This window comes from Mitsuaria sp. MSU3D (assembly GCF_056867975.1).
In genome coordinates this window covers 816,079-841,772 of the sequence record NZ_CP200314.1, presented here as the reverse complement: position 1 = coordinate 841,772, position 25,694 = coordinate 816,079, and the positions used below count along the sequence as shown (strand labels likewise).

The window sequence follows — 25,694 nt, the reverse complement described above, 5'->3', positions numbered from 1 at the left end:
AGCGTCATTTCAATTTCCTCGACGACCGCTAATAAGAGATCTTTTCGGAACTCGGCAGATTGGCGATCGTATCGGTGCGCACGACGGCCACACTCGATCCGCGCCCCAGTTGCTGCGCGGTCTGGGCGTCGAAGTCCTGGAACACCTGATGCAATTCGGCATTCGCGCTCTTGGTCGAACGCGGCTTGATCTTGCCGTCGACGTCGAATTCATCCTTCAACTTGCGGTCAAGCGTGGGACTGGACACCCAGAAATCGACGTCGCTGGCCTTCAGCCCGTCGGGGAGACGGTCCTGGCGGAAGTTGCCGCCCTTGCTGGAAACATTGGTGACCGAGCTTCCCAGAATCCCGACCTGGGCATCGTCAATCCCCAAGGCCTTCAGGCGGTTTTTCAGGTTGCCAAGGCGTTCCTGGATTTCGCCCGCATTCCTGAAGCCACGCACATCGTGCCCCTGGTATCGGGACGTCCCGCGTCTCCTGTTTCTCTGGCATTGCGCGCTGAGCCCCAGCGGATCAGCCCAGTTGAAGGTGTTCGGGCCGAACTGGTAAATGTTCAGGCCACCGGCCAGGCGAATCGGGTCCTGACTCACGAACTGCCCGGCCACCGCATCGAAGTAGCGATACCGGGTGTAGTACAGCCCGTTTTCCTCGTCGTCGTACTGGCCCTGCAGTCTCAACGGATTGGCGATCTCGTTGATCGAGATCCGAGCCTGGCCCCACGCTTCGTACTGCGCCGCCCAAACGACCTGGCCGTCCTGTTTCGTCAACCGTGTCGGACAACCATTCGGATCGGCGTGATAGCGGTAGCTGCCTTCACCATCCACCAGGGCCAGCGGCACAAAGGTGTGCGGGTAGTACACGTACTCGCGCTGCAGCGGCTGCCCTTGTGAGGCGGCACCGGTCTCTTCATTCGCCAGCGCATCCCCGTCCCAGCCGAACTTCGCGCAGAAGTCGCCTGTGCGCTTGAAGACCCGCCGCCCCAACGGGTCATAGCCGTAGACGGTTTCAACCGTTTCCGCTTCGACGCCGCCGAACGTCGGCCTCGCGCGACTGCGCACCAGGCGCTGGTTGGCATCCCACGCCAACGCGAGCGTCTTCGGCGCCTCCGCGGCTTGCGCAGTTTCCAGATCCCGCTCGTCACGCCGCTCGACCAGGTTGCCCGCCGCATCGAAGCGGTAATGCACGCCCTCGCACCAGCCTTCGCGCCGCCATGGGCCCTCTGCCTGCTTCACGCCGGTCGTCAGGCGATCCCCCGCCGGGTCGTGGAAGAAGCGCTTGAGCTTGCCCTGCGGATCGACATGCTCGACGATCTGCCCCAGCGGGTCGTAGCGGAACTGGTCCACCCCGTACTGGCTGTCCTTGCGATGCGTGAGGTTGCCCACCGAGTCGTAGGCGTACTGCGTGCTGAACAGCCACTCGGCCTCGCGTCTGACGCCCCGCCCCGTGAGGCGGCCTTCGCCGTCGTACTGGTACTGCCGCTCCAACGCCGGCGACAGCGTCTCCTTGACCACCTGCCCCGCCGCATCGCGCTCGATCGTGATCGGCGGCTCGTCGTTGATGCGGATGGCCGTCGGCTGCCCGAGCACGTCGTACTCGTAGGCGATCGTGTTGCCCGCGCTGGTCTCGCGGCGGATGCGGCGCCCCAGCGCATCGAAGTCGTTCCTGACGACGAAGTCGCCCTGCTTCTCTTCGACCAGACGCCCTTCGACATCGAGCGTCCGCTGCACCGTGACATGCTCGTTCGCGCATGCGGTGAGATTGCCGTTGGCATCGAAGTCGAAGGTCTCTTCGAACATCCGCCCCGCCGCGAACGGATGCTCGAATCGCTTGCGCCGGACACGCCCGAGTTTGTCCGTCGTGTACTCGATGGCCCGGCCCAGTGGATCCACGCTCTGCTTCAGATGCCCGGAGAGATCGAAGCCGTAACGCGTGACCTGACCCCAGTAGTCCACCTCCTCGACCACCCGTCCGAGCGCGTCGCGCCTGAGCTCGTACATCTCGCCGCGCTGGTTGCTCACGCCGACGAGTTGCTCTTCCGTGTCGTAGTGGTACTGCACCACATGCCCGTCGGGCTGGTGGCGCTTGGCGATCAGTCCTTGCCCGAAGTACTCGAAGCTCGTGCGCGCGCCGTTCTCGTCCTCGTGGTGCGTCAAGTTGTCCTGCGCGTCGTAGGCACAGCGGATGCGCGCGCCCGCCGGCAAGCCCGCCTCGACGAGCCGGCTCTTGCGGTCGTAGCGGTAGCGCGTGCCGCGTCCCAGCGGATCGGAACGCCCCAGCACGTTGCCCAGCAGGTCGCGCTCGAGCCGGGTCACCTGCCCCAGCGCATTCCGCACGCTGACCAGATAACCGTCGGTGTCGTAGCCCAGCCGCGTGGTGGCCTTCAACGCATCGGTCGCGCCCAGCAGAAGTCCGTCCCCGCTGTATTCGTAGCGCGTCACCGCGCCCAGCGGACTGATCTGCTCGGCCAGCAGTCCGCGCTCGTCCCAGCGCTGGCGCCAGCTTGCGCCGTTGGGATCGGTGATGGCCACGGGCTTGTCGCGCGCATCCATCTCGACCGCCATCGCGCTGCCGTCCGGGCGCGTGAGCCGCAGCAGGTTGCCGCGCTCGTCGTAGACGTACTCGGTGCGTCGGTTGGCCGCGTCCACCACGGCGGTGGTGCGGCCCACCTCGTCGTACTCGAAGATCGTGCGCCCGCCCAGCGGGTCGATCTCCAGGATTGGCAGGCCGTTCTCGTCGTACTGGACCGTGGACACCTGCCCCAGCGAATCGGTGATGCGCACCTCATGGATCGCCGGCCAGTAGGCGAAGCGGTAGTCGTACAGCCCGCCGTCGCCCCACGCGTGGACCACCTGCCACGCGTCGCCGCTCTTGTCGTACTCGTAGTGGAACGAGAGCCCGGTGCGGTTGGTATGCCGCACCATGTGGCGGCCGTCGTAGGCGAAGCGGTAGGGGTGGTCCAGCTCGTCGCGGACCGCCACGAGGCAGCCCGCCTCGTCGTGCTCGTAGGTCACGAAGGTGTGGCTGAAGTCGGCCTCGGGCACGTACAGCGAGAGCGCCCGGATGAAGCGCCCCGCGTACTCGACCAGCAGGTGGCGCCCGCCCGATTCGCGGATCGCGCTCAGCCGGCCTTCCACCCATTCGTAGAGCAGCCAGTTGCCGCACAGGTCGGTGACGCGGCCCAGCGGCACTTCCCGCACGTCCTCGGCCGTGAGGACGGCCAGCGACTTCGGGAAGTGATAGACCAGATCGCCCTTGGTGCGCACGCGCCACTCGTCGCCGTGATCGCTGAGCCGCGCGCCGTCCATCAGCTCCAGCACCGCCGCCGCGTCGCCAGGCTCGACGGGCAGCGCGGGGAAGAGCGCCGGTCCTTCGTCGGGATGCAGGAACACCACGCTGCCGTCGGCCACGTCGATCTCCAGCCGCGCATCGGCGGGGCTCTCCCAGCCGACGCCGCAGGCGCCGACACGCTCGCGACCCGAGGCGTAGCTGCGCCCCCATTCCAGCGGGACGCGCCAGGGCAGGTGGAAGTCGCTCTGCTCGACGCTGACCTCCCCCGTCAGGATGTTCACCGGCTCCGCGCGCAGCACCTTGCACTTCAGGAAGCCGGGGTCCATGTTCTTGAACAGCTTCTGCCGGAACTTCTTGAAGCGCGCGCCAAGCGCCTTGCCGAGCCGGGACTTGGCCAGCTTGCCCAGTCCCGCGAAGGCGCCGCGCGCGATCATGCCCGCCATCGAGATGGTCGGCGCGCCGCCCACCTTCACCGTGTTGGGGATCGCCAGGTTGAAGCTCGTGGGCAGCAGGTTGGGCAGCTTGAGCTTTTTCTTCTTCGGCCGCAGCGGGCTGGGCATGCCGGCCACCTGGCAGCCCAGCACCGGCAGCGCCTGGTACGACATCGGATCGCCGTCCGCCACGACGGTGGCGCTGCCCATGAACAGCTCGTCGTCCTTCTCCGGAATCATCGGGGCGAAGGGGAAACCCGGCGGGATGTGCACGACGATGGCCGACGTGCCCGCCGTCGCCCGCTTCATGCCCATCACCTTCACCGTCGCGCCGATGAAGGGCAGGTAGTCGAAGGGATCGAACACCACCGACAGGTGGGGCGTGGGCAGCGGGATCGGTCCCGCCGGCGTCGTGCACAGGTGGATGTCGATGCCCAGTTGCGGGTCACCGTGCTTGGCGGAAAGGCTCATGCGGCGACTCCTTCGGCCTTTGCCGCGCCCGGTCCCGGGCCGGGTCCGATCGCGCCGTGCATGACGACCGGCCACGTCGGCCCGAACAGGCCGCGCGCCTGCGCGAACAGCGCGACGAACGCGGCGTCGCCACCGGCCGCCTCACGGTCCGCGCCTTCCTGGGCCTGCAGTGCCAGGGCCTCGCGCTCGTCCAGGTGTTGCTGCTCGACATGCCGCAAGGCCGCGACGTCGGACGACGCCTCCAGCGCCGCGGCCTGCGCGTCCAGGCGCCCTCGCCTGTGCGTCTGTTCGTGTTCGAGCGCATGACGGATCGCCTCGATGCGACCGGCGCGCTCGGGCTCGATGAGCCGCAGCATCTCGAAGCAATGCAGCGGCAAGGTCGTCATCGGCCGCGATGCAGGCCGGAGCTTCTCTCCGACCATCAGTGCCGATTGCCCGAACGCCAGCGCGGCCTCGGTGTCCCCGGCGCGCGCGAGGCAGAACGTGCCCATGCGCAGCGCCTCGATGCGCATCAGCGGGTTCGGCAGGTCGGCGGCCAGTTGCTCGGCCGCCTGGTAGCACGGCGCGGCCGCCTGCGGCTGCCCGGCCGCGAGCAGGGCCGCGGCCTCGCCGAACCACGTCTGCAGCACCAGTTGACCGCCCGCCGGATGCCCGGCGGCACGCGCGGCCTCGGCGGAGGTTCGCGCATGCCGGTAGTGGTTGACGGCCTCGTCGCAGCGCCGCTCCTTGAGCATCACGCCGGCCGTCAGCAGCCGCACCGCCACCTCCTGGTCGGGCCAGCCCTGTCGATGCGCGAAGGCCAGCGCATCCCGCGCCTTCAGCAGCACCTGATCGGCCGAGCCCTTTTCGGCGAGCGCGAACAGGCCCGTCAGCAGATTGCGGAACACGCCGCCCGGCCCCACCGCGGGTTCCTGCGCGAAGGTCTCCTGTGCGATGGACCAGGCATCCAGCGACAGCGCCTGCACCAGCACCTCGGGGTGATCGGCTTCCGCCAGGCGCTCCAGGCGCGATGCGCCGTCGACGTCGGGCACGAGCAGGCGCACGCCCTCTGGCACGCCGGCCCCGAGCGCCCGGGTCACCCAGGCGGCCCAGGCCTCGTCGTCGCTCACGCCCGCGGGCGACAGCACGGCCACCAGATGCCCGAACACCGCGTGATGCCCGGCCAGCGACGCCAGCGCCCGCACGAACGCGGCGGCGGTGTCGGGAATCTCGTCCGGCTCGAAACGCCAGTCCGGCACCTGCCCGGCCTTGCGCAGCTCGTCGTGGCTCGCGGCGTACTGGCCCGCGAGCGTCTCCTTGAGCGCACGCGAGTAGCCGATGGCCTGCTCGAAGGGCGCGTCGAAGACGATGAAGGTGTCGCCGCTGGCGCCGCTCGTGGCGCCGCCGTCGGGGTCCTCGTGCCGCTGCATCTCGAAGAAGGCGTCCAGCATGCGCTGGCCGCCGTCCGCCACCTGCCACAGCAGCAGGCGCTTGTCCGGCAGGGCGATGAACGCCTGCCAGTGCTGCAGCAGCTCCGCGAGCCGGCGCTGCACCGGATTGATGGCCATGGCCACCCTTTCTTCAGCAGTTCAGGGAGATTTCGGTGCCGTTGACCGACACGCCGCCGGCATCGATCTTGATGACCGAGCCGCCGGCACTGATCGTGATGCTGCCCGCGTCGATGACGACGGTCGATGCGCCCACGCCGAGGGTCAGCGAAGCGGCCGAGGTGTAGGAGCCCGCCCCGGTCGCGTGCAGCGACATGGTCGCGGTCGCGCCCTGCGTCACCGCGCCGGTCGTCTGGACGTCCAGCGGGCCCGTGACGGCCTGCGTGTAGCCGCCGGTCACGGTCAGCCGCTTGCCGGCGCTGACGGTTTTCTCCTCGCCGGCGGTGACCGTCTCGACGAAGTGGCCGTTGACGGTGTTCTCGCGCTTGCCGTTGACGGTGTTGGTCAGGTCGCCGGTCACGGTGCGCGTCGTCGCTCCCGTGATCGTCTGGGTGTAGCCCCCCGCGGTGACCGTCACCTCGTGCCCGGCGTTCACGGTCTCGGCCAGCTTGCCCACCACGCTCATCGTGCGGTCGGCGTTGACGGTCAAGGTGTCGTTCACCGACACGGTGGTGGTGCGGTTGTTGTTGACCGCGTTGGTCTGGTCGTGCAGCACCGTCGTCGACATGTCGTACTGCGCGTGCAGGGTCATCTGTTCCTGCCCCGCGGTGTCGTTCATGGACAGCTCGTTGTAGCCCGTGCCCTTGTGCGTCTTGGACTTGATGCCGCTGACCATCGCGCCGTCGGGCAGGCCGTACGGCGGCATCTGCTCGGCGTTGTAGAGACGGCCGACGATCAGGGGCTGGTCCGGATCGCCCTCGAGGAAGTCGACGATGACCTCCTGGCCGATGCGCGGGATGGAGACGCCGCCCCAGCCCTTGCCCGCCCAGGGCTGCGAGACGCGGATCCAGCACGAGCTGCGCTCGTCGCGGCGGCCGCGGCGGTCCCAGTGGAACTGCACCTTCACGCGGCCATAGGCGTCGGTGTGGATCTCCTCGCCCCCCGGCCCGGTCACCGTGGCGGTCTGCGGGCCCGCCACCAGCGGCTTGGGCGTGCGGCGCGCCGGCCGGAACTGCTGGGCCGCGGGGATCGCGACGAAGTCGCAGCGAAGCTCGGTCCGGCCGCTGCCGGATTCGCTCGCGGCCTGCCGCACCGACAAGCTGGTCGACGTGATCAGGTAGCGGCCGTTCTGGTCGTCGCGCGGATGCCGGCTCAGCGACAGCAGCCGGCCCACGCACACGCCCTGGGCGTTGGTGCTGCCCGTGAGGACGTTGAAGGCGCTGTGCAGTTCGTCCAGGCGGTCTTCCGCGTATTGCGTGCCGTCGGCGGACTGGCGGTAGCCCCCGGGGAAATCGAAGATCTCGCCGTCGGACTGGTCGTAGCCGCGCACCCGCGACTGCTCGGTCTGCAGGGAGGTCGACGGCCGCTCGAAGTCATAGTCCGTCAGCACCACCTTGCCGGGCTGCAGGCGTTGCTCGCAGGTCCATCGGCTGATGTGCTCCAGCGCGGGCGGCGCCTGCTCGACGTTGCCGTAGAAGGGCAGCGACTCGCAGCCCGGCACGCTGTCGTGCGCGCCCGCCGCATCGCAGAGCACCAGCTTGTGGCCGCGTTCATCGTGCTCGAGGTACCAGTAGATGCCTTCCTGCTCCAGCAGGCGCGCGACGAAGTTGAAATCCGTCTCGCGGTACTGCACGCAATAGGTCCAGGGCCGGTACGGGCGCATCAGCTTGAACTCGAAGCGCGCCACGGGATGGTCCTGGAACACGGCCGCCACGATGTCGGGCACGTTCATGTCCTGGAAGATGCGGCAGTCGGCGGTGCGCGTGAGCAGCCACGGCCAGGGCTTCAGCGTCATCTCGTAGACGCCGTGACGGCCCTCGAACCCGCCCTGCACGAACCGGGCGACGTGGCCGCTCAGCCTGCGGGTGTCCGTGTCGCGCAGCGCGATGATCACCGACACGGGCTTGCCGAGCAGATCGTTCGGGGCGATGTCCATCTGCTCGCTGAGCAGCCGGAGCCGGATCTCGCCCAGTTCGCTCAACGATTCTGCGGCGTCGCACTCGTGCACGCGGAACGTGCCTTCGGGCAGCGGGGATTCAAGCCGGATTGAAGCGGTCATGTCACGCAATGCTCGGTGGGGCCTGCATTAGAGGCAGCGCCCCCAGAGGGGTAAAGCGACGAAAGTCACCACCTTGGCAACGTGCCCGCGCGACGCGTCCGCCGGGCATGACCTTCCGCATGGGGGGCACGTGTCGTTCCAGTTGCCGCAGGGTCCTCATGCGCGGCGGCCCCTGTTCCGGGCCGGATCACAGGGCTCGGGAGATCCGTCGATACTGCCTCGTCCCGATTCGATCCACGCCCGTTCCCGACACCTTTGCCCACGCCTCCGATGCTGCTGTCCGCGCTCCGCAAGTTTTTCAAGTTCCTCCTCTGCCTGCTGCTCGCCCTCGCCTTGCTGGCGGTCTGGGGCCTGCTGATCGAGCCCCGCTGGGTGGCCCGGCGCGACATCCCCGTGGAGGTGCCCGGCTGGCGCGGACCGCCGGGACTCAAAGTCGTGGTCGCCTCCGACTGGCACATCGCGCACGAGTTCAAGCGCGTCATGACCATCGCTCGCGCCAACGCCATCGTCGACGAGATCAACGCCGCCAGGCCCGACGTCGTGCTGCTGCCCGGCGACTTCATCTACGGCCGCGGCGAGGACGGCACGACGCCGGAAGACGTGGCCGCCGTGCTGGGCCGCCTGCGCGCCACGCGCGGCGTCTACGCGGTGCTCGGCAACCACGACTGGTGGACCGACGGCCCGAGGTTCAGTCGCGCGCTGGGCGCGGCCGGCATCCAGGTGCTGCTCAACGAGGCGGTGCCCTTGCCCGGCACTGACCTGTGGGTGCTGGGCATCGGGGACAGGACGTCGATGCAGAGCGACCCGGTCCGCGCGGCGCGCCAACTGCCCGCCGGCGCCCAGGCGCTGACGCTGATGCATGACCCCGCCAGCGCGCTCGCACTGCCGCCGGTGCCAGGTCTTGCCGTGGCCGCGCACACGCATGGCGGTCAGGTCTGGATCCCCTTCTACGGCTCCGCCGTCGCGCCGCACGGCTGGCCGAAGGACAAGACCCACGGGTGGGTGGAGGTCGGCGGTCGGCCGGTCTACATCACCAGCGGCCTGGGCGTCAGCATCTATCCGGTCCGCATCAACATGCGGCCGGAGTGGGTGATGTTCAGCGTGAGCGATGTGGCGAGTGGCGCCTGACCGAAGAGAATGGTCCGATGACGACGTCCCCACGCTCCGTGCCAGTCATGGCATCGCTCGCGGTGTTGCCGCTGGCGCTGATGGTGTCCACCCCGGTCCAGGCCGCCTGCGCCGAGACAGCCTGGGCTGGCCGCATCGGCACCGTGCCGGTGTCGCTGGTGTTCGGACGCCATGACGACAGCGATGCCAGGACGCCGGTCGCGCGCTATCACTACAACCTGTCCCTGGAAGACCTCTACCTGCGCGCCGACGAAGGCGCCCCCACGCGTTGGACGGAAACCGATGTGTCGGGCCGCCGCACGGGCACCCTTCAGATGGATTGCCAGGGGGATCGGCTCACGGGCACCTGGCGCTCGACGGATGGGCGCAGGGCCTTGCCGCTGCTGGCAAAGAAGCTGGCCGGTACGGACCAGTACGACGGGGGACGCACGCTCCAGCTGAAGCCTGATCGCGAGACCTCGAAGTACTTCGAGGACCGCATCTACGACGAAGTCGCGTACTCCGGTGTCTCCAGCGTGTCGGCGGTGTCACTGTGGGGCGACGGCGTCGGCATCGGGCGCATCAATGAACTGCTCTGGCATGAGGCCAAGCTCGCCATGTCGGAGGCCCTCGATTGCGACGGTGAGGGCCGCATGGTCCGCGGCCCGAAGCACGACCATGAATACAGCTGGCGACAGGCCGTCGCGGCCTGGAACGAACGGTATGCGGTGATCACGACCGCGTCCGGCGGCTACTGCGGCGGCGCGCATCCGTATTACGCGGATCGCGCCGCCGTGTTCGACCTGCGCTCGGCCGACGAGATCGATCCCAATGCCTGGCTCATGGCTGTTTATCGCCGGGGCGTCGATCTCAAGTCCCCCTTGGGGAGGATTCTCGTGGGGCGTTATCTGTCCCAGGAAGACGGCGAGACCGAATGCCTCGACAGGATCGACGCCGGCGGCTCCGTTTACCCGGTCCGCACGGGCATGGTCTTCAAGCTGAGCGCGATCGCCTATGTCCATACGCCATGCACCCGCGACGTGACGGTGCCGTGGGAGCAGTTGACGCCGTTCCTGAGTCCGGACGGGATGACGGCGTCCAAGGCGTTCCGCTGAGCACGCAGGCCTTCGACGCGAGCCCCCGAGTGAGGGACTCGACCCTCGACACCCCGGCGCTAGCATCGCCGCCATGTGCTACAGCGCCCGCATCCGCCAGGAATGGAAGACCTTCTGCGCCCGCCTGGGCGTGAAGATCTCGCTGGCCGATTACATCGAGCTCTTCTGGGAACGCGCCGACGGCCGCAAGCTGCCGCTGCCCAAGACGATGGAGGCGATGTTCGCCGACCCGCGCACGGACGAAGAGCAGCGCGCCTGGGACGCCGTCGTCCGCTACCGCGAATCACGGACCGGGGAGATCGAGCAGGAACTCTTCGAGCTGCGCCGCCGTGTCGCCGACGCCGAACGCAAGCTCGCCGCGAAAGCGACCAGGACCGCCGAGGACAGCCGGCGCATCGCCCTGAACAAGATCGACCAGCGCCTGCGCTGGCTCGGCGACCTGCGCCGCGATCTGCCGACCGAGGAACAGGACTCGCGCATCTACCCCGGCTGGTACGTGCCCGTCCTGGTCATGGAGAACGGCCAGCGCGTGCTCAAGCCGATGCGCTACCAGTGCCGCCCCGCCGGCAAGCCCGCATTCTTCGACACCAGGTTCCCAGGCACCTACAACGCGCGCCGCGACGGCCTCGCCGGCTTCTGGAAGGGCCAGTTCGGCGTGAGCCACGGCGTGATGGTCGCGGACGCGTTCTTCGAGATCGTCGAGCGCGACGGCCGCAAGGTGGTGCTCGAGTTCCGACCGCAAGGCCACGGGGACATGCTGGTGGCCTGCCTGTGGTCACGCTGGGAATCGCCGGACGCGCCCGGCGAGCCGCCGCTCCTGTCCTTCGCCGCGATCACCGACGACCCGCCGCCCGAGATCGCGGCCACGGGACACGACCGCTGCGTGATCCCGATCAAGGAGGCCCACCTCGACGCGTGGCTGAACCCGCAAGGCGATGTGGCGGCCATGCAGCGCCTGCTCGACGACCGCGAGCGACCGTTCTACGAGCACCGGCTCGCGGCCTGATCAGCTCATCGCCGCCACAGACCGAGCAGCTTGTGCAGCGCCAGCGCGCCGATCACGGCCGCGATCAGGGCCGTCAGCCACAACAGCGAGCCCGCCGAGGCGCCTGACGCGATCGCCGACCCGGCGTCCGACGTCCCCTCGCCAGGATCGCTCAACAGGAAACCCGTCGTGTTGAACGCCGCATGCAGCGCGATGCAGGGCATCAGCGAGCGGCCCCGCTCGTACAGCAGGCCGAGCAGCAGCCCCAGCAGGAAGGCCAGGCAGAACTGGTAGATGTTCAGGTGCGCGACGCCGAAGTACAGCGCGGAATAGCCGATCGCCAGGCCTCTTGGATAGCGCTGCAGGAACCCGCGCAGCAGCACGCCCCGGAAGAGCATCTCCTCCACGACCGGCGCCACCACGCAGACCATGAGCGCCATCGACAGCGAGGGCTGATGGAGCTCGGTGAACGCCCGCGCCTCGTAGTCCGAGAGCGGCAGCACGGCCTGCAGGCCGGTGAAGAGCACCGAGTTCAGCAGCAGGAGCAGCGGGGTGAGCAGCAGCACCGCGGGCACGACCAGGACGAGCGTCGGCAGCAGCGACGACAGGTCGGGATGGACGACCTCCCGGTAACCGACGCCCTGCATCTGCATCGCCACGGCGATGACGATGCCGTCGGCCAGCACCGTGACGAGCACGGTCATCTGCTCGAGGCTCAATCCCAAGGTCTCGCGGAAGTCGTAAAGCGCCGCGCCCACCAATTGCTGGAGCACCAGCGTGGCCAGCAGGAGCAGGCCCGCCTGCAGGGCGGAAGGAAAGGGCGACTTGTTGTCCGGCATGGGATCCGGACTGTAGGGCCCGTTTGTTGCTGATCGGTATCGGGATCGAAGGGGATTTCCCCCAGTGGGGGGAGGCGCGCCCGAGGCCGCGCGCCAAGGCTGAAACCACCCTCGCGCGCGTGATAGCCTCGCGCCCCATGTCTCAAGAGCCCACCGTCGACGACGCCCCCGCGCGCGCCTCGCTGCCCGAGGTGCTGCTGCTCGCCAGCGTCTTCGTCATCGCCGCCTGCGGGCTGGTCTACGAACTCGCGGCCGGCGCGCTCGCGAGCTACCTGCTCGGCGACTCCGTCCTGCAGTTCTCGACCATCATCGGCGCCTACCTCTTCGCGATGGGCGTCGGGTCCTGGCTGTCGCGCTACATCGACCGCCAGCTGGTTGCGCACTTCCTGCGGCTGGAGCTGCTCGTCGGCGTCATCGGCGGGCTGATGCCCGCGGCGCTCTTCACCGCGCACAGCCTGCTGCCGCCGTCGCAGGTCGCCGCCTTCCGCGTGCTGCTGTACGGGCTGGTGCTGCTCGTGGGCATGCTGGTGGGCCTGGAGATCCCGCTGGTGATGCGCATCCTCAAGCGTCACTTCCGGCAGCGTTACGCGCTCAAGGAACTGGTGTCGCAGGTGCTGACCTTCGACTACCTCGGCGCGCTGCTGGTCGCCGTGGCCTTTCCGCTGCTGCTGGTGCCCCACCTCGGGCTGGTGCGCACGGGGCTGTTCTTCGGGCTGCTGAACGTCGCGGTCGCGGTGTGGGCGCTGTGGCTGTTCCGCGCGGAGCTGCGCGGCTGGCGCTCGCACGCGCTGACCTGCGCGGTGGCGATCGGCCTGCTCGCCGCGGCGATGGCGGGCGCCGACCGGCTCAGCACCTGGGCCGAGGACCGCTTCTACGGCGAGCAGATCGTGTTCAAGGAAAGCAGCAACTACCAGCGCATCGTCGTCACGCAGGGCGCGGCGGGCACGCGGCTGTTCCTGAACGGCAACCTGCAGTTCCACTCGCGCGACGAGTACCGCTATCACGAGGCCCTCGTGCACCCCGCGATGGCCGCGCAGGGCGCGCCACGCAAGGTGCTGGTGCTGGGCGGCGGCGACGGCATGGCGGTGCGCGAGATCCTGCGCTATCCATCCGTCGAGCAGGTCACGCTGGTCGAGCTCGACCCGCACATGACGACGCTGTTCTCGACGATGCCGCTGCTCAGGCAGCTGAACAAGGACGCGCTGCTGAGCCCGAAGCTGCACATCGTCAACGCGGACGCCTTCAGCTGGCTGGAGACGACCGACGAGATCTTCGACGTCATCGTCATCGACTTCCCCGATCCGAGCAATTTCGCGCTCGGCAAGCTGTACACGGCCAGCCTCTACAAGATGGTCGACCAGCATCTGAGCGCGTCGGGGTACGCGGTGATCCAGTCGACCTCGCCGCTGGTGGCGCCGCGCGCGTTCTGGACCGTCGTCAACACGGTGGAGTCGGTCGGCCTCACCGCGACGCCGTACCACGCCCACGTGCCGAGCTTCGGCGAATGGGGCTTCGTGCTGGCGAGCCGGCGTCCGTGGTCGATGCCGAGAAAGCTGCCGGACGGGCTGCGCTTCCTGAGCATCGACGGCATCCCGGCGCTGATGAGCTTCCCGCCGGACATGGCGCGGCCGGAACACCTCGAAGTGAACCGCCTGTCCAACCAGGTGCTGGTCCACGAGTTCGAGCGCGAATGGGGCAAGTTGCATTGAAGCGGCGTGACCTGCTGACGCGCACGCTGGCGGCCTCGCTGGCCACATCGCTGGTGCCGATGCTGTCGGCTTGCGGGCGCGATGCGCGGCCGCTCGCCGATCGGCTGGCCGAGCGCCTCGTGGAACTGCCCGGCGGCTGGACCGGCGCGAACTGGGAGCGCGGCCATCGGCTGCGCGGCGCCCTGCCCGCCTGGTCGGCAGCGACCGGCGCGCCCCAGCGCGCGCAGGTGCTGGTGCTCGGCGCGGGGATCGCGGGACTGGCCTGCGCGCGCCGTCTGCGACTGCAAGGCGTCGATGTCGCGCTGCTCGATCTGGAGGATGCCCCCGGTGGCAACAGCCGCGGGCATCGCATCGGCGCAGGCCCGGCGCTCGGCGAAGGGCTGCGCTGCCCGCTCGGCGCGCACTACCTGCCCACGCCGGGGCCGGAGGCCGTCGAGGTGCGCGCGCTGCTGGAGGACCTCGGCCTCGCCCGCCAGGAGCATGGCCGCACCGTCTACGAGGAACGCTGGCTCTGCCACAGCCCGCAGGAGCGGCTCTGGTGGCATGACCAATGGGTCGACGGGCTGCTGCCGCCGGCCGAGTCGCCGGAGGTGCAGGCGCAGTACCGCCGCTTCGGCGAGCTGGTCGACCGGGCGCGGCATGAGGTCGGCTTCGCCATGCCGAGCACCCATCGCGCATGGACGCCGGCGCACCAGGCGCTCGACGCGAAGACCTTCGCCGCGTGGCTCGACGAGCACCAACTGACCGCCGCGCCGCTGCGCTGGTACCTCGACTACTGCTGCCGCGACGACTACGGCGCCGATGCGACGCAGGTGTCCGCGTGGGCGGGGCTGCACTACTTCGGCAGCCGCCACGGCTTCATGAGCGGCGAGGAACGCGAGGCCGTGCTGACCTGGCCGCAAGGCAATGGCTGGTTGTCCGAGCGCCTGGCCGCGCCGCTGGCGGAGACCTTCCACGGCGGACGCACGGCGCTGCGCGTGCGCGAGGAGCGCCATGGCGTGCAGGTGCTCGTCTGGAACGACAAGGACCAGGTGGCGGAGCAATGGGCCGCCGATCAGGTCGTGATGGCGATGCCACTGTTCATCGCGGCGCGGCTGCCGGAGCAGCCTCCGCCAGCGCTGATCGAGGCCGCGAAAGGCATGCGCTACGCGCCGTGGCTGGTGACGAACCTGCTGCTCGACGCACCGCCGCTGGAGCGGCTCGGCGCGCCGATGTCCTGGGACAACGTCGCCTACGGCGGCGAGGCCCTGGGCTATGTGAACGCGAACCAGCAGGACCTCGATCCGAGCCGTGGTCCGATGGTGCTGACCGCCTACCGCTCGCTGCGCGAGTCACAGCGCAAGGACCTGCTGCAGGACGACTGGCGCGCGTGGGCGGCGCGCGTGCTCGCGGACATGGCGCCGATGCACCCGGACCTGCCGGAGCGGCTGCAGCGCATCGAGTTGATGCGCTACGGACACGCGATGAGCATTCCGCATCCGGGGCTGCGCGGGTCACAGGCGCTGACCGCGCTGCGCGAGCGCCCGCAAGGGCGGCTTCATTTCGCGCATGCGGATCTGGCGGGGTACTCGGTGTTCGAGGAGGCGTTCACGCAAGGTGAGGTGGTGGCGGCGCGCTTGACGCGCCGACCTCCTCGCTAGAAGCGCGGTGCGTGATGCAGCGCTTGCAGAATTTCAGCAAACCCTTTTTCGTCCAAGGATCCCTCCGCAACGCAAACCATAGCCTCTTCAAGTTGAAGACACCTCTGCAGGTCGATTCCCTCCCTGCCCAGATAGGTCAACGCAGCGACGAGGCCGGTCCTCTTGTTTCCGTCATTGAAGACATGCCCCCGAGCGACTGCCACCGCATACATGGCTGCAATCTCTCAAAGACATCTCCGATCTCTCCGTACTGAAGCCGGTGGCTGACGCGTGCCAGCGCACCGTCCAGAGAACCGACATCGCGGTCACCTGGCAAGCCACCCTCATTCAACAGGATGGACTCATGAAAGTCGCGGACCTCTTGCTCGCTGAGCATGACGTCATCGCTTGGCAAGGGCGCGAAGAACGTCCCGATGCACTTCCATGACCTTCTTCGCCGCAGCCATCGTCTCCGGATCGATACCCTCCCGCGGCGTCATGTGCTTGGCGGGATGCATGATCCGTTCCTTCAATGCCGGAATGCCGATCCGCTTCCTGATCGCTTCATCCATCGTCGTCACTCCTGATGTCGTTGATGAGGGTCAGATCTTGCGTGAGGCCTCCTCGAGCGTCCATGACTCGGATCAGTAAGAATTGGCCTCAAGGAGCCCGCATGCCTCACGACCTCGACCAAGCCATCCTGCTCGCCCCTGCCGGCGGCCACCGCTTCGCCGGTGCGACGAATCCGGCCTACGCCAACATGGTCGGTCCGTTCGGCGGCACGACCGGTGCGGCGATGCTCAACGCCGCGTTGCTGCATTCGGAGCGCATCGGCGAGCCGATCGCGCTGACGATCAACTTCTGCAGCCCGCTGGCCGACGGCGCCTTCGAGGTCGAAGCCCGACCCGCCCGCACGAACCGGTCGACCCAGCATTGGGTGCTCGAGCTCACGCAGAACGGCGAGGTGGCCGCCACCGGCAGCGCCGTCTTCGCGCAGCGTCGGGAGACCTGGTCCGCGAAGGAGGCCGAACTGCCGGCGGGCATCCCGCCCGCAGCGGAACTGAAGCCGCTGCCGAAGGTCGGTTTCCTGCCCGCCTGGGTCTCGCGCTACGACATGCGCTTCCTGCCCGGCTTCGGTCCTGGGCCGTTCGACGGCCAGGAGCAGCCGCACTCGATCAGCCGCTACTGGGTCCGCGACGAGCCCGCGCGCCCGATGGACTTCCCGTCCCTCGCCGCGATCTGCGACAGCTTCTTCCCGCGCATCTTCGTCCGCCGCCGCAAGCCCGGCGCGATCGGCACCGTCACGCTGACGACCTACTTCCATGCGGACGCCGTCATGCTCGCGCAGCAGGGCGACCGGCATGTGCTCGCGATGGCGAAGGCGCTCAACTTCCGCAACGGCTACTTCGACCAGACCGCCGAAGTCTGGAGCGACGACGGCCACATGCTGGCCAGCACGCACCAGATGGTGTATTTCAAGGAGTGAGGCGGCACTCGCCGCTGCGGCGATCAACGGCCACGTTCATCCGCCGCCTGACCTTGAACGGCGGCCGAGCCCGTCCGCCGGATCGGTCACCGATTCAACCGCCCGTGACTGGCGGGAAGAACGCCACTTCCGCGCCGTCCTCGACGGCCGTGTCCTCGGGCAGGATCTGCTGGTTCAGCGCGCAACGGATCGCGCGGCCGCGCGCCAGCGCCGCCGCGTGCGTCGCGTCGCTGGCGATCAGCGCATCGCGGATCGAGCCCAGCGTCGCGCCGGCGTGATGCGGGAAGCGTTCGTCTGTCCCCAGGGCCTCGCGCAGCGAGGCGAAGTAGCGCACGGTGATCGTCATCTCGGGTCGATTCGTCAGAACAGCCGTCAGAACAGCTCGTTGAACGGAATGAAGCGCAAGACCTGACCCGGCGCCACCGTGCTGCCGGGCGGCAGGTCGATCAGGCCGTCGGCCCACGCCGCCGAACTCATCACGCCCGAACTCTGGTTGCCGAACAGCTGCAGCCCGCCCACGTCGCTCAGCTTCGCGCGCAGGAACTCGCGGCGCTTGTCGGCCTTCGTCCAGGTGAACTCGGCCGGCAACGGCAAGGCGCGCGGCGTCAGCTGCGTCGCGCCCTGCATCCGCAGCAGCACCGGCCGCACGAACAGCAGGAAGGTCACGAAGCTCGACACCGGATTGCCCGGCAGTCCGATGAACCAGGTGCGCCCGCCGGTGCTGGTCACCTCGCCGAACGCCAGCGGCTTGCCGGGCTTGATCGCGATCTGCCACAGGTCCAGACGGCCTTCGCGCTCGAGCGCGGGCTTCAGGTGGTCCTCCTCGCCGACGGACACGCCGCCGGAGCTGAGGATCAGGTCCGCGTCCTTCGATGCCTCGCGCAAGGCCACGCGGGTCGCTTCGAGCGAGTCGGGCACGATGCCCAGGTCGCGTACCTCGCACCCCATCGCCAGCAGCAGCGCGTGCAGCGTCGTACGGTTGGAGTTGTAGATCTGGCCGGGACCCAGCGGCTGACCCGGCAGCACCAGCTCGTCACCGGTCGAGAACAGCGCGACGCGAGGGCGCGCCGCCACCGTCAGCGCCGCCGCGCCGGCCGTCGCGGCCAGGCCCAGCGAGGCCGCATTCAGGCGCATGCCGGCGCTGAGCACCAGTTGACCGACGCGCAGGTCCTCGCCTCGACGGCGGATGTGCAGGCCCACCGTCAGCGGCCCGTTGATGCGCACCTGACCGAGGCTGCCCGCCGCGCCCGTGGCATCGGCGATCGCCTCGCACTGCTCCTGCATCAGCACGGAGTCGGCGCCCTCGGGCACGGTCGCGCCGGTGAAGATCCGCGCCGCCGTGCCGGGCTGCAGCGGCTGCGGCACCGAGCCCGCCGCCACGCGCTGCGACACCGGCAATACCGCGCCCTCGCCGCCCAGCGCCGCGACGTCGGCCGCGCGCATCGCGTAGCCGTCCATGGCGCTGTTGTCGTAGGGCGGCACGTCCAGCGGCGAGACCAGGTCCTGCGCCAGCACGCGACCGCGCACCAGCGGCGTCGTCACCGACTCGGTCCGCCCCAGCGGCGTGACCTGCGAGAGCAGGCGCTCCAGCGCCTCCTCCATCGGCATCATCGGCGCGCGCGGTGTGGCAGCGGCGTCCGGGGCGTTCTTCGCGTCAGACATGGTCGACGATGAACTGCTTGACCTGTTCCACCGAGACCGGCATCACGCTGACGCGCTTCGGACGCGTCTCGAGATCGTCGAGCGCGGCCGGGCGCGGCGGCACGATGCCGAGCGCTTCCTCGATGGTGACGGCGAACTTGGCCGGCAGCGCCGTCTCCAGCACCAGCATCGGCACGCCCGGCTCGCGCTTCGCGAGCGCGACCTTCAAGCCATCCGCCGTGTGCGTGTCGATGACGACACCGTACTGCTGATGGCACAGACGGATCGTCGCCACGCGATCCTCATGCGTGCTGCGCCCCGAGACGAAACCGTAGCGTTCGCTGATGCGGGCGCGCTCCTCGGCGGTGATCTCGAAAAAGCCCTTCGAGGCCAGTTCCTCGCCGAACAGCCGCTTCACGCGCGAGGCGTCGCGGTCCAGCAGATCGAACACGAAACGCTCGAAGTTGCTCGCCTTGGAAATGTCCATCGACGGGCTGGAGGTCTCCAGCGTGTGCTCGGCGCCGCGCGGGCGATAGACGCCGGTGCGGAAAAACTCGTCGAGCACGTCGTTCTCGTTGGTCGCCACGACCAGGCGCTCGATCGGCAGGCCCATCCTGCGCGCCACGTGGCCCGCGCAGACATTGCCGAAATTGCCCGACGGCACGGTGAAGCTCACGCGTTCGCCGTCGGTCTTCGTCGCCTGGAAGTACGCGGCGAAGTAGTAGACGACCTGCGCCAGCAGTCGCGCCCAGTTGATCGAGTTGACGGTGCCGATGCGGTGACCGCGCTTGAAGTCGAGGTCGTTGGACACCGCCTTGACGATGTCCTGGCAGTCGTCGAACACGCCTTGCACGGCGATGTTGTGGATGTTGGGATCCTGCAGGCTGAACATCTGCGCCTGCTGGAACGGGCTCATGCGGCCGTGCGGGCTCAGCATGAAGACCTGGATGCCGGCCTTGCCGCGCATCGCGTACTCGGCGGCGCTGCCGGTGTCGCCGGAAGTCGCGCCGAGGATGTTCAGCGTATCGCCGCGGCGCTGGAGCTCGTACTCGAACAGCTGACCGAGCAGCTGCATCGCCATGTCCTTGAACGCCAGCGTCGGGCCGTTGGACAGCGCGACCAGCGCCAGGCCCGGCTCCAGCGGCTTCAGCGGCGTGATCTGCGGCGTGCCGAAGACGGCTTCGGTGTAGGTCCGGTGCGCGATCGCCTTCAGGTCGGCCGCGGGGATGTCGTCGATGTAGAGCGACAGGATCTCGAACGCCAGGTCGGCGTACGACAGGCCGCGCCAGCGGCCGAGCGTGGCGGCATCGATCTGCGGATACGCGACCGGCAGATACAGCCCGCCGTCGGGCGCCAGGCCCTCCAGCAGGATGTCGCAGAAGTGGCGCTCGGCCTTGTCGCCGCGGGTGCTGAGGTATTTCACGCCAGCTCTTCCTTGCGCAGCTTCACGATCGGCGCCAGCACGGTCTGCAGCGCCTGCATCTTCGCCAGCGCCTCGCTCATGCGGCCTTCCTGCGTGTCGTGCGTCAGGATGATCAGGTCGGTCTGGCTCTCGCCTTCGGCCGACTCGCGCTGCAGCACCGCGTCGATGCTGATCTCGTGCTCGGCCAGGATGGTCGTGATGCGCGACAGCACGCCCGCCTGGTCCGCCACCCGCAGCCGCAGGTAGAACGCCGTCTGCACCTGCGCCATCGGCAGGATCGGCGTGTTGTTCATCGCGTCCGGCTGGAAGGCCAGGTGCGGCACGCGGTGGTCCGGATCGGCCGTCGCCAGACGCGTGATGTCGACCAGGTCGGCGATCACCGCCGAGGCCGTCGGCTCCGCGCCCGCGCCCTTGCCGTAATACAGCGTCGTGCCGACCGCGTCGGCCTGCACCAGCACCGCGTTCATCGCGCCCTCGACATTGGCGATCAGCCGGCCCGACGGGATCAGCGTCGGATGCACGCGCAGCTCGATGCCGTTGTCTCTTCTGCGGGCGATGCCCAGCAGCTTGATGCGGTAGCCGAGTTGCTCCGCGTACTTGATGTCGGTCGCCTGCAGCGCCGTGATGCCCTCGACATGCGCCTGATCGAACTGCACCGGGATCCCGAACGCGATCGCGCTCATGATCGTCGCCTTGTGCGCGGCGTCCACGCCCTCGATGTCGAAGGTCGGATCGGCCTCGGCGTAACCCAGCCGCTGCGCCTCCTTCAGCACCGTCGCGAAGTCCAGCCCCTTGGAGCGCATCTCCGACAGGATGAAGTTGGTCGTGCCGTTGATGATCCCGGCGATCCACTCGATGCGGTTGGCCGTCAGGCCCTCGCGCAGCGCCTTGATGATCGGGATGCCGCCGGCCACCGCCGCCTCGAAGGCAACCATCACGCCCTGCTCGCGCGCCGCGGCGAAGATCTCGCTGCCGTGCACCGCCAGCAGCGCCTTGTTGGCCGTCACCACGTGCTTGCCGGCCTTGATCGCGTCCAGCACCAGCGTGCGTGCGATGCCGTAGCCGCCGATGAGCTCGACGACGATGTCGATCTCCGGGTTCGCGATCACGTCGCGCGCGTCGGCCACCACCGGGCAGGCGTCGCCGACGATGCTGCGGGCGCGCTCGACGTCCAGGTCGGCCACCATCGCGATCTCGATGCCGCGGCCGGCGCGACCGCGGATCTCCGCCTGGTTGCGGCGCAACACCTGGAATGTGCCGCTGCCCACGGTGCCAATGCCCAGCAGGCCAACTTTGATCGGGTTCATCGTCTTGTCTTTCAGAAGGTCGGGAGGTCAGCGTGCGTGGCGTTTGCGGTATTGCGCCAGGAATCGCTCGATGCGGCCGATGGCTTCACGGAGATCGTCCGTGTTGGGCAGGAACACGAGCCGGAAATGATCGGGAGCTTTCCAGTTGAAGCCCGTCCCCTGGACGATCAGCACCTTTTCTTCGGCCAGCAGCTCGTAGGCGAACTGCTGGTCGTCCTCGATCGGATAGATCTTGGGGTCGAGGCGGGGGAACATGTACAGCGCGGCCTTGGGCTTGACGACGCTCACGCCCGGGATCTGCGTCAGCAGCTCGTACGCGAGATCGCGCTGGTGGCACAGCCGGCCGGTCGGCGCGACCAGGTCCTTGATGCTCTGGTAGCCGCCCAGCGCCGTCTGGATCGCGAGCTGGCCCGGCGTGTTGGCGCACAGGCGCAGCGAGGCCAGCATGTTCAGGCCCTCGATGTAGTCGCGGGCATGGCGCTTCTCGCCCGACACCACCATCCAGCCGGCGCGGTAGCCGCAGCTGCGGTAGTTCTTGGACAGGCCGTTGAAGGTCACGAACAGCACGTCGTCGGCCAGGCTGGCCATGCTGGTGTGGGTGTTGCCGTCGTAGAGCGTCTTGTCGTAGATCTCGTCGGCGAAGACGATCAGCTCGTGGCGCCGCGCGATCTCGATGATGCCCAGCAGCACGTCGTCCGGGTACAGCGCGCCGGTCGGGTTGTTGGGGTTGCAGACCATGATGCCGCGGGTGCGCGGCGTGATCTTCGATTCGATGTCCTGCAGGTCCGGCAGCCAGCCGGTGCCCTCGTCGCACAGGTAGTGCACCGGGCGGCCGCCCGACAGGCCGACCACCGCTGTGTAGAGAGGGAAATCGGGCGACGGGATCAGGATCTCGTCGCCGTCGTTGACCAGCGCGTTGATCGCCATCTGGATCAGCTCGGACGCGCCGTTGCCCAGGTAGACGTCGTCCACCGACACGCCGCGGATGCCCTTCTCCTGCGTGTAGTGCACCACCGCCTTGCGCGGCGCGAACAGCCCCTTGCTGTCGGTGTAGCCGCCGGCGTCGGCCAGGTTGCGGATCATGTCCTGGACGATCTCGTCCGGCGGCGTCAGCCCGAACACCGCCGTGTTGCCGATGTTGAGCTTGATGATCTTCTGCCCCTCTTCCTCCATCTGCCGCGCCTTGTCCAGCACAGGCCCGCGGATGTCGTAACTGACGCTGGAAAGCTTGCTGGACTTGGCGACGGTTCTCAAGATGACTCCGGGCGAGGTAAGGTTCCGCAAGGGGAACACACAGGGGAAAATCGGGGCCATCGATTTAAACACAGGGTTATCGCGGGTAATCCCACGCCCGCGGGGAGACACCCTCCGTCGCTGCCAGAATCACCCTCAATGAAATTTCAACCCGACCAGCCGCTCGGCGGCAACATGATTTCGGCCCACGACCTGAACCACGTGTGGGTCAACGGCGTCGAGCAGGCCCACAGCGTGCTGGTGCCATGGCAAGGTCAGCCGGAGAACTGGGATGTCACCCGCTTCGAGGACCTCACCGAGGCGCACTTCGAGCGCATCCTGGCACTCAAGCCGGAGCTGGTGATCTTCGGCAGCGGATCGAAGCTGCGCTTCGCCAGGCCCGCGCTGTACCGGGGCCTGATCCAGGCCCGCATCGGCATGGAAACGATGGACATCGGCGCCGCCTGCCGCACGTACAACGTGCTGGCCAGCGAGGGCCGCGCGGTGCTGGCGGCCCTGCTGATCGAGCCATGAGCCCGGCGTGATCGCGTCCTGATCGCGTCCTGAACGCCCGCCCCGGCCCCCGCGAACCCTGCCGCCGCCGCGGCTTGCCTCCCTCTCTCTGGGAGGCTGCCTACTCGTCCATGTCAGAGGGGGCGAGGAACGACCCATTCAACGTATAATCGCTGGCTATGCCCACCCGGGCACATCTCTCTGAAGAACGCCACATGACGCCAGCGCTCAACAAACCCCTCCCGGACATTGAAGCTCTTGCCACGGGAGGCGTGAAGTTCACTCCCAAGGAATTCCTGGGTCGGGTCGTGGTGCTGTACTTCTATCCGAAGGACAACACCCCGGGCTGCACGACCGAAGCGATGCAGTTCCGCGATCACCACAAGGAATTCGTCAAGGCCGGCGCCGTCGTGCTGGGAGTTTCCCGCGACAACATGGCCTCGCACGACAAGTTCAAGCAGAACCTGGAACTGCCGTTCGAACTGATCGCCGACACCGAAGAGAAACTCTGCCACATGTTCGGCGTGGTGAAGAACAAGATCATGTACGGCAAGAAGGTCAAGGGCATCGAACGCTCGACCTTCCTGATCGACGCCCAGGGCATCCTGCGCGAAGAGTGGCGCGGCCTGAAGGTCGCCGGCCACGTCGAGGAAGTCCTGAAGGCCGTCAAGGCCCTCAAGAAGGAAGCCGCCTGATCGTCTGCGCGGCCCGCGCCAGGACGTCCTGAGGGCCGCGGAACTTCGCATCGGACCATCGAATCCGATCGCCGACACCTCGGGTTTGCGCTGAGCCGCGCACGGCGGCGTCTGACAGCAACGCCGCCATGCGTCCGTCACGGGCGGACGCCGCGAGTTGTGCATAATCAGCCGCATGCCCCTGTGCCTGATCGCAGCGAATGAATTCCCAAGGACGAGCCGCACCGCCCCCGGTGCGGCTTTTTGTCTTCTGGGATCCGCGTGCGAGTTCGAGGCCCCCGATGCCGCCGATACCTCCGGCATCGCCACCGCCCGTCAGGCCCGGGGCATGACCCCTGGTCCGCATCGACCCAGGCTCATCACGCAAGCCCGTCACCCCCGCACATGCCACTGCCCAAGCCTCCGACCAAGCGCGCCAGCCGCCTAGATTCCGACGCCTTCGCGACCGACCTGTCGCCCAGCAAACGGCTCCCCCAGAACGAGGCCAGACCGTCCGCCCCCCTCGCCGCCCCGATCGCGGCGACCCGGCACGAGCCCGAGGCCAGCCATTCCGCCGCCGCTCCCGCACAGCCGTCCGCGGCCAGCGCGCGTGCGCGCACGGAGCCCGTCGAAGCCCGCGGCGGCAATTCGCCGTCGCTGGCGCTGGTGTCGCCGGCCCCGTCCAGGGCCCCCGCGAAGAAAACCGCCCCGACCCGCGCCAAGGCGCGCAAGCCGGCCGGTGACCCCAAGCTGTTCGTGCTCGACACCAATGTGCTGATGCATGACCCGATGTCGTTGTTCCGCTTCGAGGAACATGACATCTACCTGCCGATGATCACGCTCGAGGAGCTGGACGGCCACAAGAAGGGCATGACCGAGGTCGCCCGCAACGTGCGCCAGGTCAGCCGCGACCTGGACGCGCTGGCCACCAGCCTCAAGTCGAGCACGATCGAGGAAATGTCCAAGGGCCTGCCGCTGGACCAGACCGGTCACCGCGAGGCCGGCGGCAAGCTGTTCTTCCAGACGACCCTGTTCGAGGCCCCGCTGCCGCAAGGCCTGCCGCAGGGCAAGGCCGACAACCAGATCCTGGGCGTCGTCCAGGCGCTGAAGCAGCAGCAGCCCGGCCGCGAGGTGGTGCTGGTGTCCAAGGACATCAACATGCGCATCAAGGCCCGCGCGCTGGGCCTGCCGGCGGAGGACTACCGCAACGACAAGACGCTGGAAGACTCCGACCTGCTCTACACCGGCGTGCAGGCGCTGCCGGCGGACTTCTGGGAGCGCCACGGCAAGACGATGGAGAGCTGGCAGCAAGGCGGCACCACGTTCTACCGGATCAGCGGCCCGCTGGTGCCGACGCTGCTGGTGAACCAGCTCATCTACCTGGAAGCGCCGGGCGCCGCGCCGCTCTATGCCAAGGTGCAGGAGATCACCGGCAAGACCGCGGTGCTGCGCACGCTGAAGGACTTCGGCCACCAGAAGCATTCGGTCTGGGGCGTCACCGCGCGCAACCGCGAACAGAACTTCGCGCTGAACCTGCTGATGGATCCGGACTGCGACTTCGTCACCCTGACCGGCTCGGCCGGCACGGGCAAGACGCTGATGACGCTGGCCGCCGGCCTGTCGCAGGTGCTGGACGAGCGCCGCTACACCGAGATCATCGTCACCCGCGTCACGGTCCCGGTCGGCGAGGACATCGGTTTCCTGCCCGGCACGGAAGAGGAAAAGATGGGCCCGTGGATGGGCGCGCTCGACGACAACCTGGAAGTGCTGGGACGCGGCGACAGCGCCGCCGGCGAATGGGGCCGCGCGGCCACCAACGACCTGGTGCGCAGCAAGATCAAGATCAAGAGCCTGAACTTCATGCGCGGGCGCACCTTCCTGAACAAGTACGTGATCATCGACGAGGCGCAGAACCTGACGCCCAAACAGATGAAGACGCTGATCACGCGCGCGGGTCCGGGCACGAAGATCGTCTGCCTGGGCAACCTGGCGCAGATCGACACGCCCTACCTGACCGAGGGCAGCTCCGGCCTGACCTTCGCGGTCGACAAGTTCAAGGGCTGGGCGCACAGCGGGCACGTCACGCTGGCGCGCGGCGAGCGCTCGCGGCTCGCGGACTTCGCCTCCGAGGTGCTCTGAGCGGCGGGCCTGCCGGCCCTTCCCGCTCCCGCCAAGCCACCCTTCGGGGTGGCTTTTTCATTCCCGCGTC

Annotated in this window: 20 protein-coding genes; 9 read left to right on the top strand and 11 right to left on the bottom strand. The window is 68.4% G+C overall.

Translation table 11 applies throughout. The annotated features are described in order from the left end of the window. Positions 1 to 28 precede the first annotated feature (28 nt). The 3 genes from AC1VNM_RS03745 to AC1VNM_RS03735 are packed head-to-tail and all read right to left on the bottom strand — an operon-like array spanning position 29 to position 7,834. Entirely contained in the window at positions 29 to 4,189 is a 4,161-nt protein-coding gene (locus tag AC1VNM_RS03745) for an RHS repeat-associated core domain-containing protein (RefSeq protein ID WP_483105899.1), read from the bottom strand. Then, positions 4,186 to 5,736 carry a hypothetical protein gene (locus AC1VNM_RS03740; protein ID WP_483105898.1) on the bottom strand — a complete coding sequence of 517 codons (1,551 nt, stop codon included), beginning with the start codon at positions 5,734 to 5,736 and terminating at the stop codon, positions 4,186 to 4,188. The genes AC1VNM_RS03745 and AC1VNM_RS03740 overlap by 4 nt, the downstream gene beginning before the upstream one ends. 13 nt (positions 5,737 to 5,749) lie before the next feature. Beyond that, positions 5,750 to 7,834 (bottom strand): type VI secretion system Vgr family protein, encoded by a 2,085-nt coding sequence (locus AC1VNM_RS03735; protein ID WP_483105897.1) that lies wholly within the window; start codon positions 7,832 to 7,834, stop codon positions 5,750 to 5,752. Positions 7,835 to 8,104: 270 nt separating this feature from the next. On the opposite strand from AC1VNM_RS03735, the gene AC1VNM_RS03730 reads away from it, so the two are divergent. The 3 genes from AC1VNM_RS03730 to AC1VNM_RS03720 all read left to right on the top strand — a co-directional run bounded on the left by AC1VNM_RS03730 (position 8,105) and on the right by AC1VNM_RS03720 (position 11,062). Further along, the gene (locus tag AC1VNM_RS03730; RefSeq protein WP_483105896.1) at positions 8,105 to 8,962 is read left to right on the top strand and encodes a metallophosphoesterase; all 858 of its coding nucleotides are present in this window, start codon (positions 8,105 to 8,107) and stop codon (positions 8,960 to 8,962) included. Positions 8,963 to 9,027: 65 nt separating this feature from the next. Beyond that, complete coding sequence (locus AC1VNM_RS03725) at positions 9,028 to 10,056, top strand: hypothetical protein (protein ID WP_483105895.1); 1,029 nt, start codon at positions 9,028 to 9,030, stop codon at positions 10,054 to 10,056. Positions 10,057 to 10,129: 73 nt separating this feature from the next. Next, positions 10,130 to 11,062 carry an SOS response-associated peptidase family protein gene (locus AC1VNM_RS03720; RefSeq protein ID WP_483105894.1) on the top strand — a complete coding sequence of 311 codons (933 nt, stop codon included), beginning with the start codon at positions 10,130 to 10,132 and terminating at the stop codon, positions 11,060 to 11,062. Between the two features lie 5 nt (positions 11,063 to 11,067). Here the strand turns inward: AC1VNM_RS03720 and AC1VNM_RS03715 are convergent, their stop codons facing one another. After that, a complete protein-coding gene (locus tag AC1VNM_RS03715) occupies positions 11,068 to 11,880 on the bottom strand; it encodes a CPBP family intramembrane glutamic endopeptidase (RefSeq protein WP_483105893.1) in 813 nt (270 codons plus the stop codon). Between the two features lie 137 nt (positions 11,881 to 12,017). Here AC1VNM_RS03715 and AC1VNM_RS03710 point away from each other — a divergent pair, with 137 nt between their 5' ends. Both AC1VNM_RS03710 and AC1VNM_RS03705 read left to right on the top strand, forming a co-directional pair. Further along, the gene (locus tag AC1VNM_RS03710; RefSeq protein WP_483105892.1) at positions 12,018 to 13,589 is read left to right on the top strand and encodes a polyamine aminopropyltransferase; all 1,572 of its coding nucleotides are present in this window, start codon (positions 12,018 to 12,020) and stop codon (positions 13,587 to 13,589) included. Continuing rightward, positions 13,571 to 15,229 (top strand): flavin monoamine oxidase family protein, encoded by a 1,659-nt coding sequence (locus AC1VNM_RS03705; protein ID WP_483105891.1) that lies wholly within the window; start codon positions 13,571 to 13,573, stop codon positions 15,227 to 15,229. Before AC1VNM_RS03710 ends, AC1VNM_RS03705 begins: the two co-directional genes overlap by 19 nt. On the opposite strand, the gene AC1VNM_RS03700 is transcribed toward AC1VNM_RS03705, so the two are convergent. Continuing rightward, complete coding sequence (locus AC1VNM_RS03700; protein ID WP_377155714.1) at positions 15,226 to 15,441, bottom strand: Fic family protein; 216 nt, start codon at positions 15,439 to 15,441, stop codon at positions 15,226 to 15,228. The genes AC1VNM_RS03705 and AC1VNM_RS03700 overlap by 4 nt on opposite strands. A gap of 168 nt (positions 15,442 to 15,609) precedes the next feature. Then, entirely contained in the window at positions 15,610 to 15,780 is a 171-nt protein-coding gene (locus AC1VNM_RS03695) for a hypothetical protein (protein WP_377155716.1), read from the bottom strand. A gap of 101 nt (positions 15,781 to 15,881) precedes the next feature. On the opposite strand from AC1VNM_RS03695, the gene AC1VNM_RS03690 reads away from it, so the two are divergent. Continuing rightward, complete coding sequence (locus AC1VNM_RS03690) at positions 15,882 to 16,694, top strand: acyl-CoA thioesterase (RefSeq protein WP_483105890.1); 813 nt, start codon at positions 15,882 to 15,884, stop codon at positions 16,692 to 16,694. A gap of 94 nt (positions 16,695 to 16,788) precedes the next feature. On the opposite strand, the gene AC1VNM_RS03685 is transcribed toward AC1VNM_RS03690, so the two are convergent. Genes AC1VNM_RS03685 through AC1VNM_RS03665 form a run of 5 tightly spaced genes read right to left on the bottom strand, consistent with a single transcriptional unit; the run spans position 16,789 to position 22,319 of the window. Next, a complete protein-coding gene (locus tag AC1VNM_RS03685) occupies positions 16,789 to 17,040 on the bottom strand; it encodes a MoaD/ThiS family protein (protein ID WP_483105889.1) in 252 nt (83 codons plus the stop codon). A gap of 26 nt (positions 17,041 to 17,066) precedes the next feature. Further along, a complete protein-coding gene (locus AC1VNM_RS03680) occupies positions 17,067 to 18,356 on the bottom strand; it encodes a molybdopterin molybdotransferase MoeA (protein WP_483105888.1) in 1,290 nt (429 codons plus the stop codon). Further along, positions 18,349 to 19,758, bottom strand: a complete 1,410-nt coding sequence (thrC, locus tag AC1VNM_RS03675) for a threonine synthase (RefSeq protein ID WP_483105887.1) — start codon at positions 19,756 to 19,758, stop codon at positions 18,349 to 18,351. The genes AC1VNM_RS03680 and thrC overlap by 8 nt, the downstream gene beginning before the upstream one ends. Beyond that, entirely contained in the window at positions 19,755 to 21,065 is a 1,311-nt protein-coding gene (locus tag AC1VNM_RS03670; RefSeq protein WP_377155725.1) for a homoserine dehydrogenase, read from the bottom strand. The genes thrC and AC1VNM_RS03670 overlap by 4 nt, the downstream gene beginning before the upstream one ends. Before the next feature lie 27 nt (positions 21,066 to 21,092). Then, positions 21,093 to 22,319, bottom strand: coding sequence for a pyridoxal phosphate-dependent aminotransferase (locus AC1VNM_RS03665; protein WP_431102787.1), 1,227 nt, complete (start codon positions 22,317 to 22,319; stop codon positions 21,093 to 21,095). A gap of 138 nt (positions 22,320 to 22,457) precedes the next feature. Between AC1VNM_RS03665 and AC1VNM_RS03660 the strand changes: the two genes are divergently transcribed. The 3 genes from AC1VNM_RS03660 to AC1VNM_RS03650 all read left to right on the top strand — a co-directional run bounded on the left by AC1VNM_RS03660 (position 22,458) and on the right by AC1VNM_RS03650 (position 25,624). Further along, the gene (locus tag AC1VNM_RS03660) at positions 22,458 to 22,832 is read left to right on the top strand and encodes an Mth938-like domain-containing protein (RefSeq protein ID WP_377155726.1); all 375 of its coding nucleotides are present in this window, start codon (positions 22,458 to 22,460) and stop codon (positions 22,830 to 22,832) included. 194 nt (positions 22,833 to 23,026) lie between these two features. After that, on the top strand, positions 23,027 to 23,506 hold the full coding sequence (locus AC1VNM_RS03655) for a peroxiredoxin (RefSeq protein WP_067270239.1): 480 nt from the start codon (positions 23,027 to 23,029) through the stop codon (positions 23,504 to 23,506). A gap of 384 nt (positions 23,507 to 23,890) precedes the next feature. Next, complete coding sequence (locus AC1VNM_RS03650; RefSeq protein ID WP_377155728.1) at positions 23,891 to 25,624, top strand: PhoH family protein; 1,734 nt, start codon at positions 23,891 to 23,893, stop codon at positions 25,622 to 25,624. The last annotated feature ends 70 nt before the right edge of the window (positions 25,625 to 25,694 follow it).

Coding starts and splice junctions, on each gene's coding strand:
- AC1VNM_RS03745 (WP_483105899.1), bottom strand. CDS start 4,189: ATGAGCCTTTCCGCCAAGCACGGTGACCCGCAACTGGGCATCGACATC.
- AC1VNM_RS03740 (WP_483105898.1), bottom strand. CDS start 5,736: ATGGCCATCAATCCGGTGCAGCGCCGGCTCGCGGAGCTGCTGCAGCAC.
- AC1VNM_RS03735 (WP_483105897.1), bottom strand. CDS start 7,834: ATGACCGCTTCAATCCGGCTTGAATCCCCGCTGCCCGAAGGCACGTTC.
- AC1VNM_RS03730 (WP_483105896.1), top strand. CDS start 8,105: ATGCTGCTGTCCGCGCTCCGCAAGTTTTTCAAGTTCCTCCTCTGCCTG.
- AC1VNM_RS03720 (WP_483105894.1), top strand. CDS start 10,130: ATGTGCTACAGCGCCCGCATCCGCCAGGAATGGAAGACCTTCTGCGCC.
- AC1VNM_RS03715 (WP_483105893.1), bottom strand. CDS start 11,880: ATGCCGGACAACAAGTCGCCCTTTCCTTCCGCCCTGCAGGCGGGCCTG.
- AC1VNM_RS03710 (WP_483105892.1), top strand. CDS start 12,018: ATGTCTCAAGAGCCCACCGTCGACGACGCCCCCGCGCGCGCCTCGCTG.
- AC1VNM_RS03705 (WP_483105891.1), top strand. CDS start 13,571: ATGGGGCAAGTTGCATTGAAGCGGCGTGACCTGCTGACGCGCACGCTG.
- AC1VNM_RS03700 (WP_377155714.1), bottom strand. CDS start 15,441: ATGTATGCGGTGGCAGTCGCTCGGGGGCATGTCTTCAATGACGGAAAC.
- AC1VNM_RS03695 (WP_377155716.1), bottom strand. CDS start 15,780: ATGGATGAAGCGATCAGGAAGCGGATCGGCATTCCGGCATTGAAGGAA.
- AC1VNM_RS03690 (WP_483105890.1), top strand. CDS start 15,882: ATGCCTCACGACCTCGACCAAGCCATCCTGCTCGCCCCTGCCGGCGGC.
- AC1VNM_RS03685 (WP_483105889.1), bottom strand. CDS start 17,040: ATGACGATCACCGTGCGCTACTTCGCCTCGCTGCGCGAGGCCCTGGGG.
- AC1VNM_RS03680 (WP_483105888.1), bottom strand. CDS start 18,356: ATGTCTGACGCGAAGAACGCCCCGGACGCCGCTGCCACACCGCGCGCG.
- AC1VNM_RS03670 (WP_377155725.1), bottom strand. CDS start 21,065: ATGAACCCGATCAAAGTTGGCCTGCTGGGCATTGGCACCGTGGGCAGC.
- AC1VNM_RS03660 (WP_377155726.1), top strand. CDS start 22,458: ATGAAATTTCAACCCGACCAGCCGCTCGGCGGCAACATGATTTCGGCC.
- AC1VNM_RS03655 (WP_067270239.1), top strand. CDS start 23,027: ATGACGCCAGCGCTCAACAAACCCCTCCCGGACATTGAAGCTCTTGCC.
- AC1VNM_RS03650 (WP_377155728.1), top strand. CDS start 23,891: ATGCCACTGCCCAAGCCTCCGACCAAGCGCGCCAGCCGCCTAGATTCC.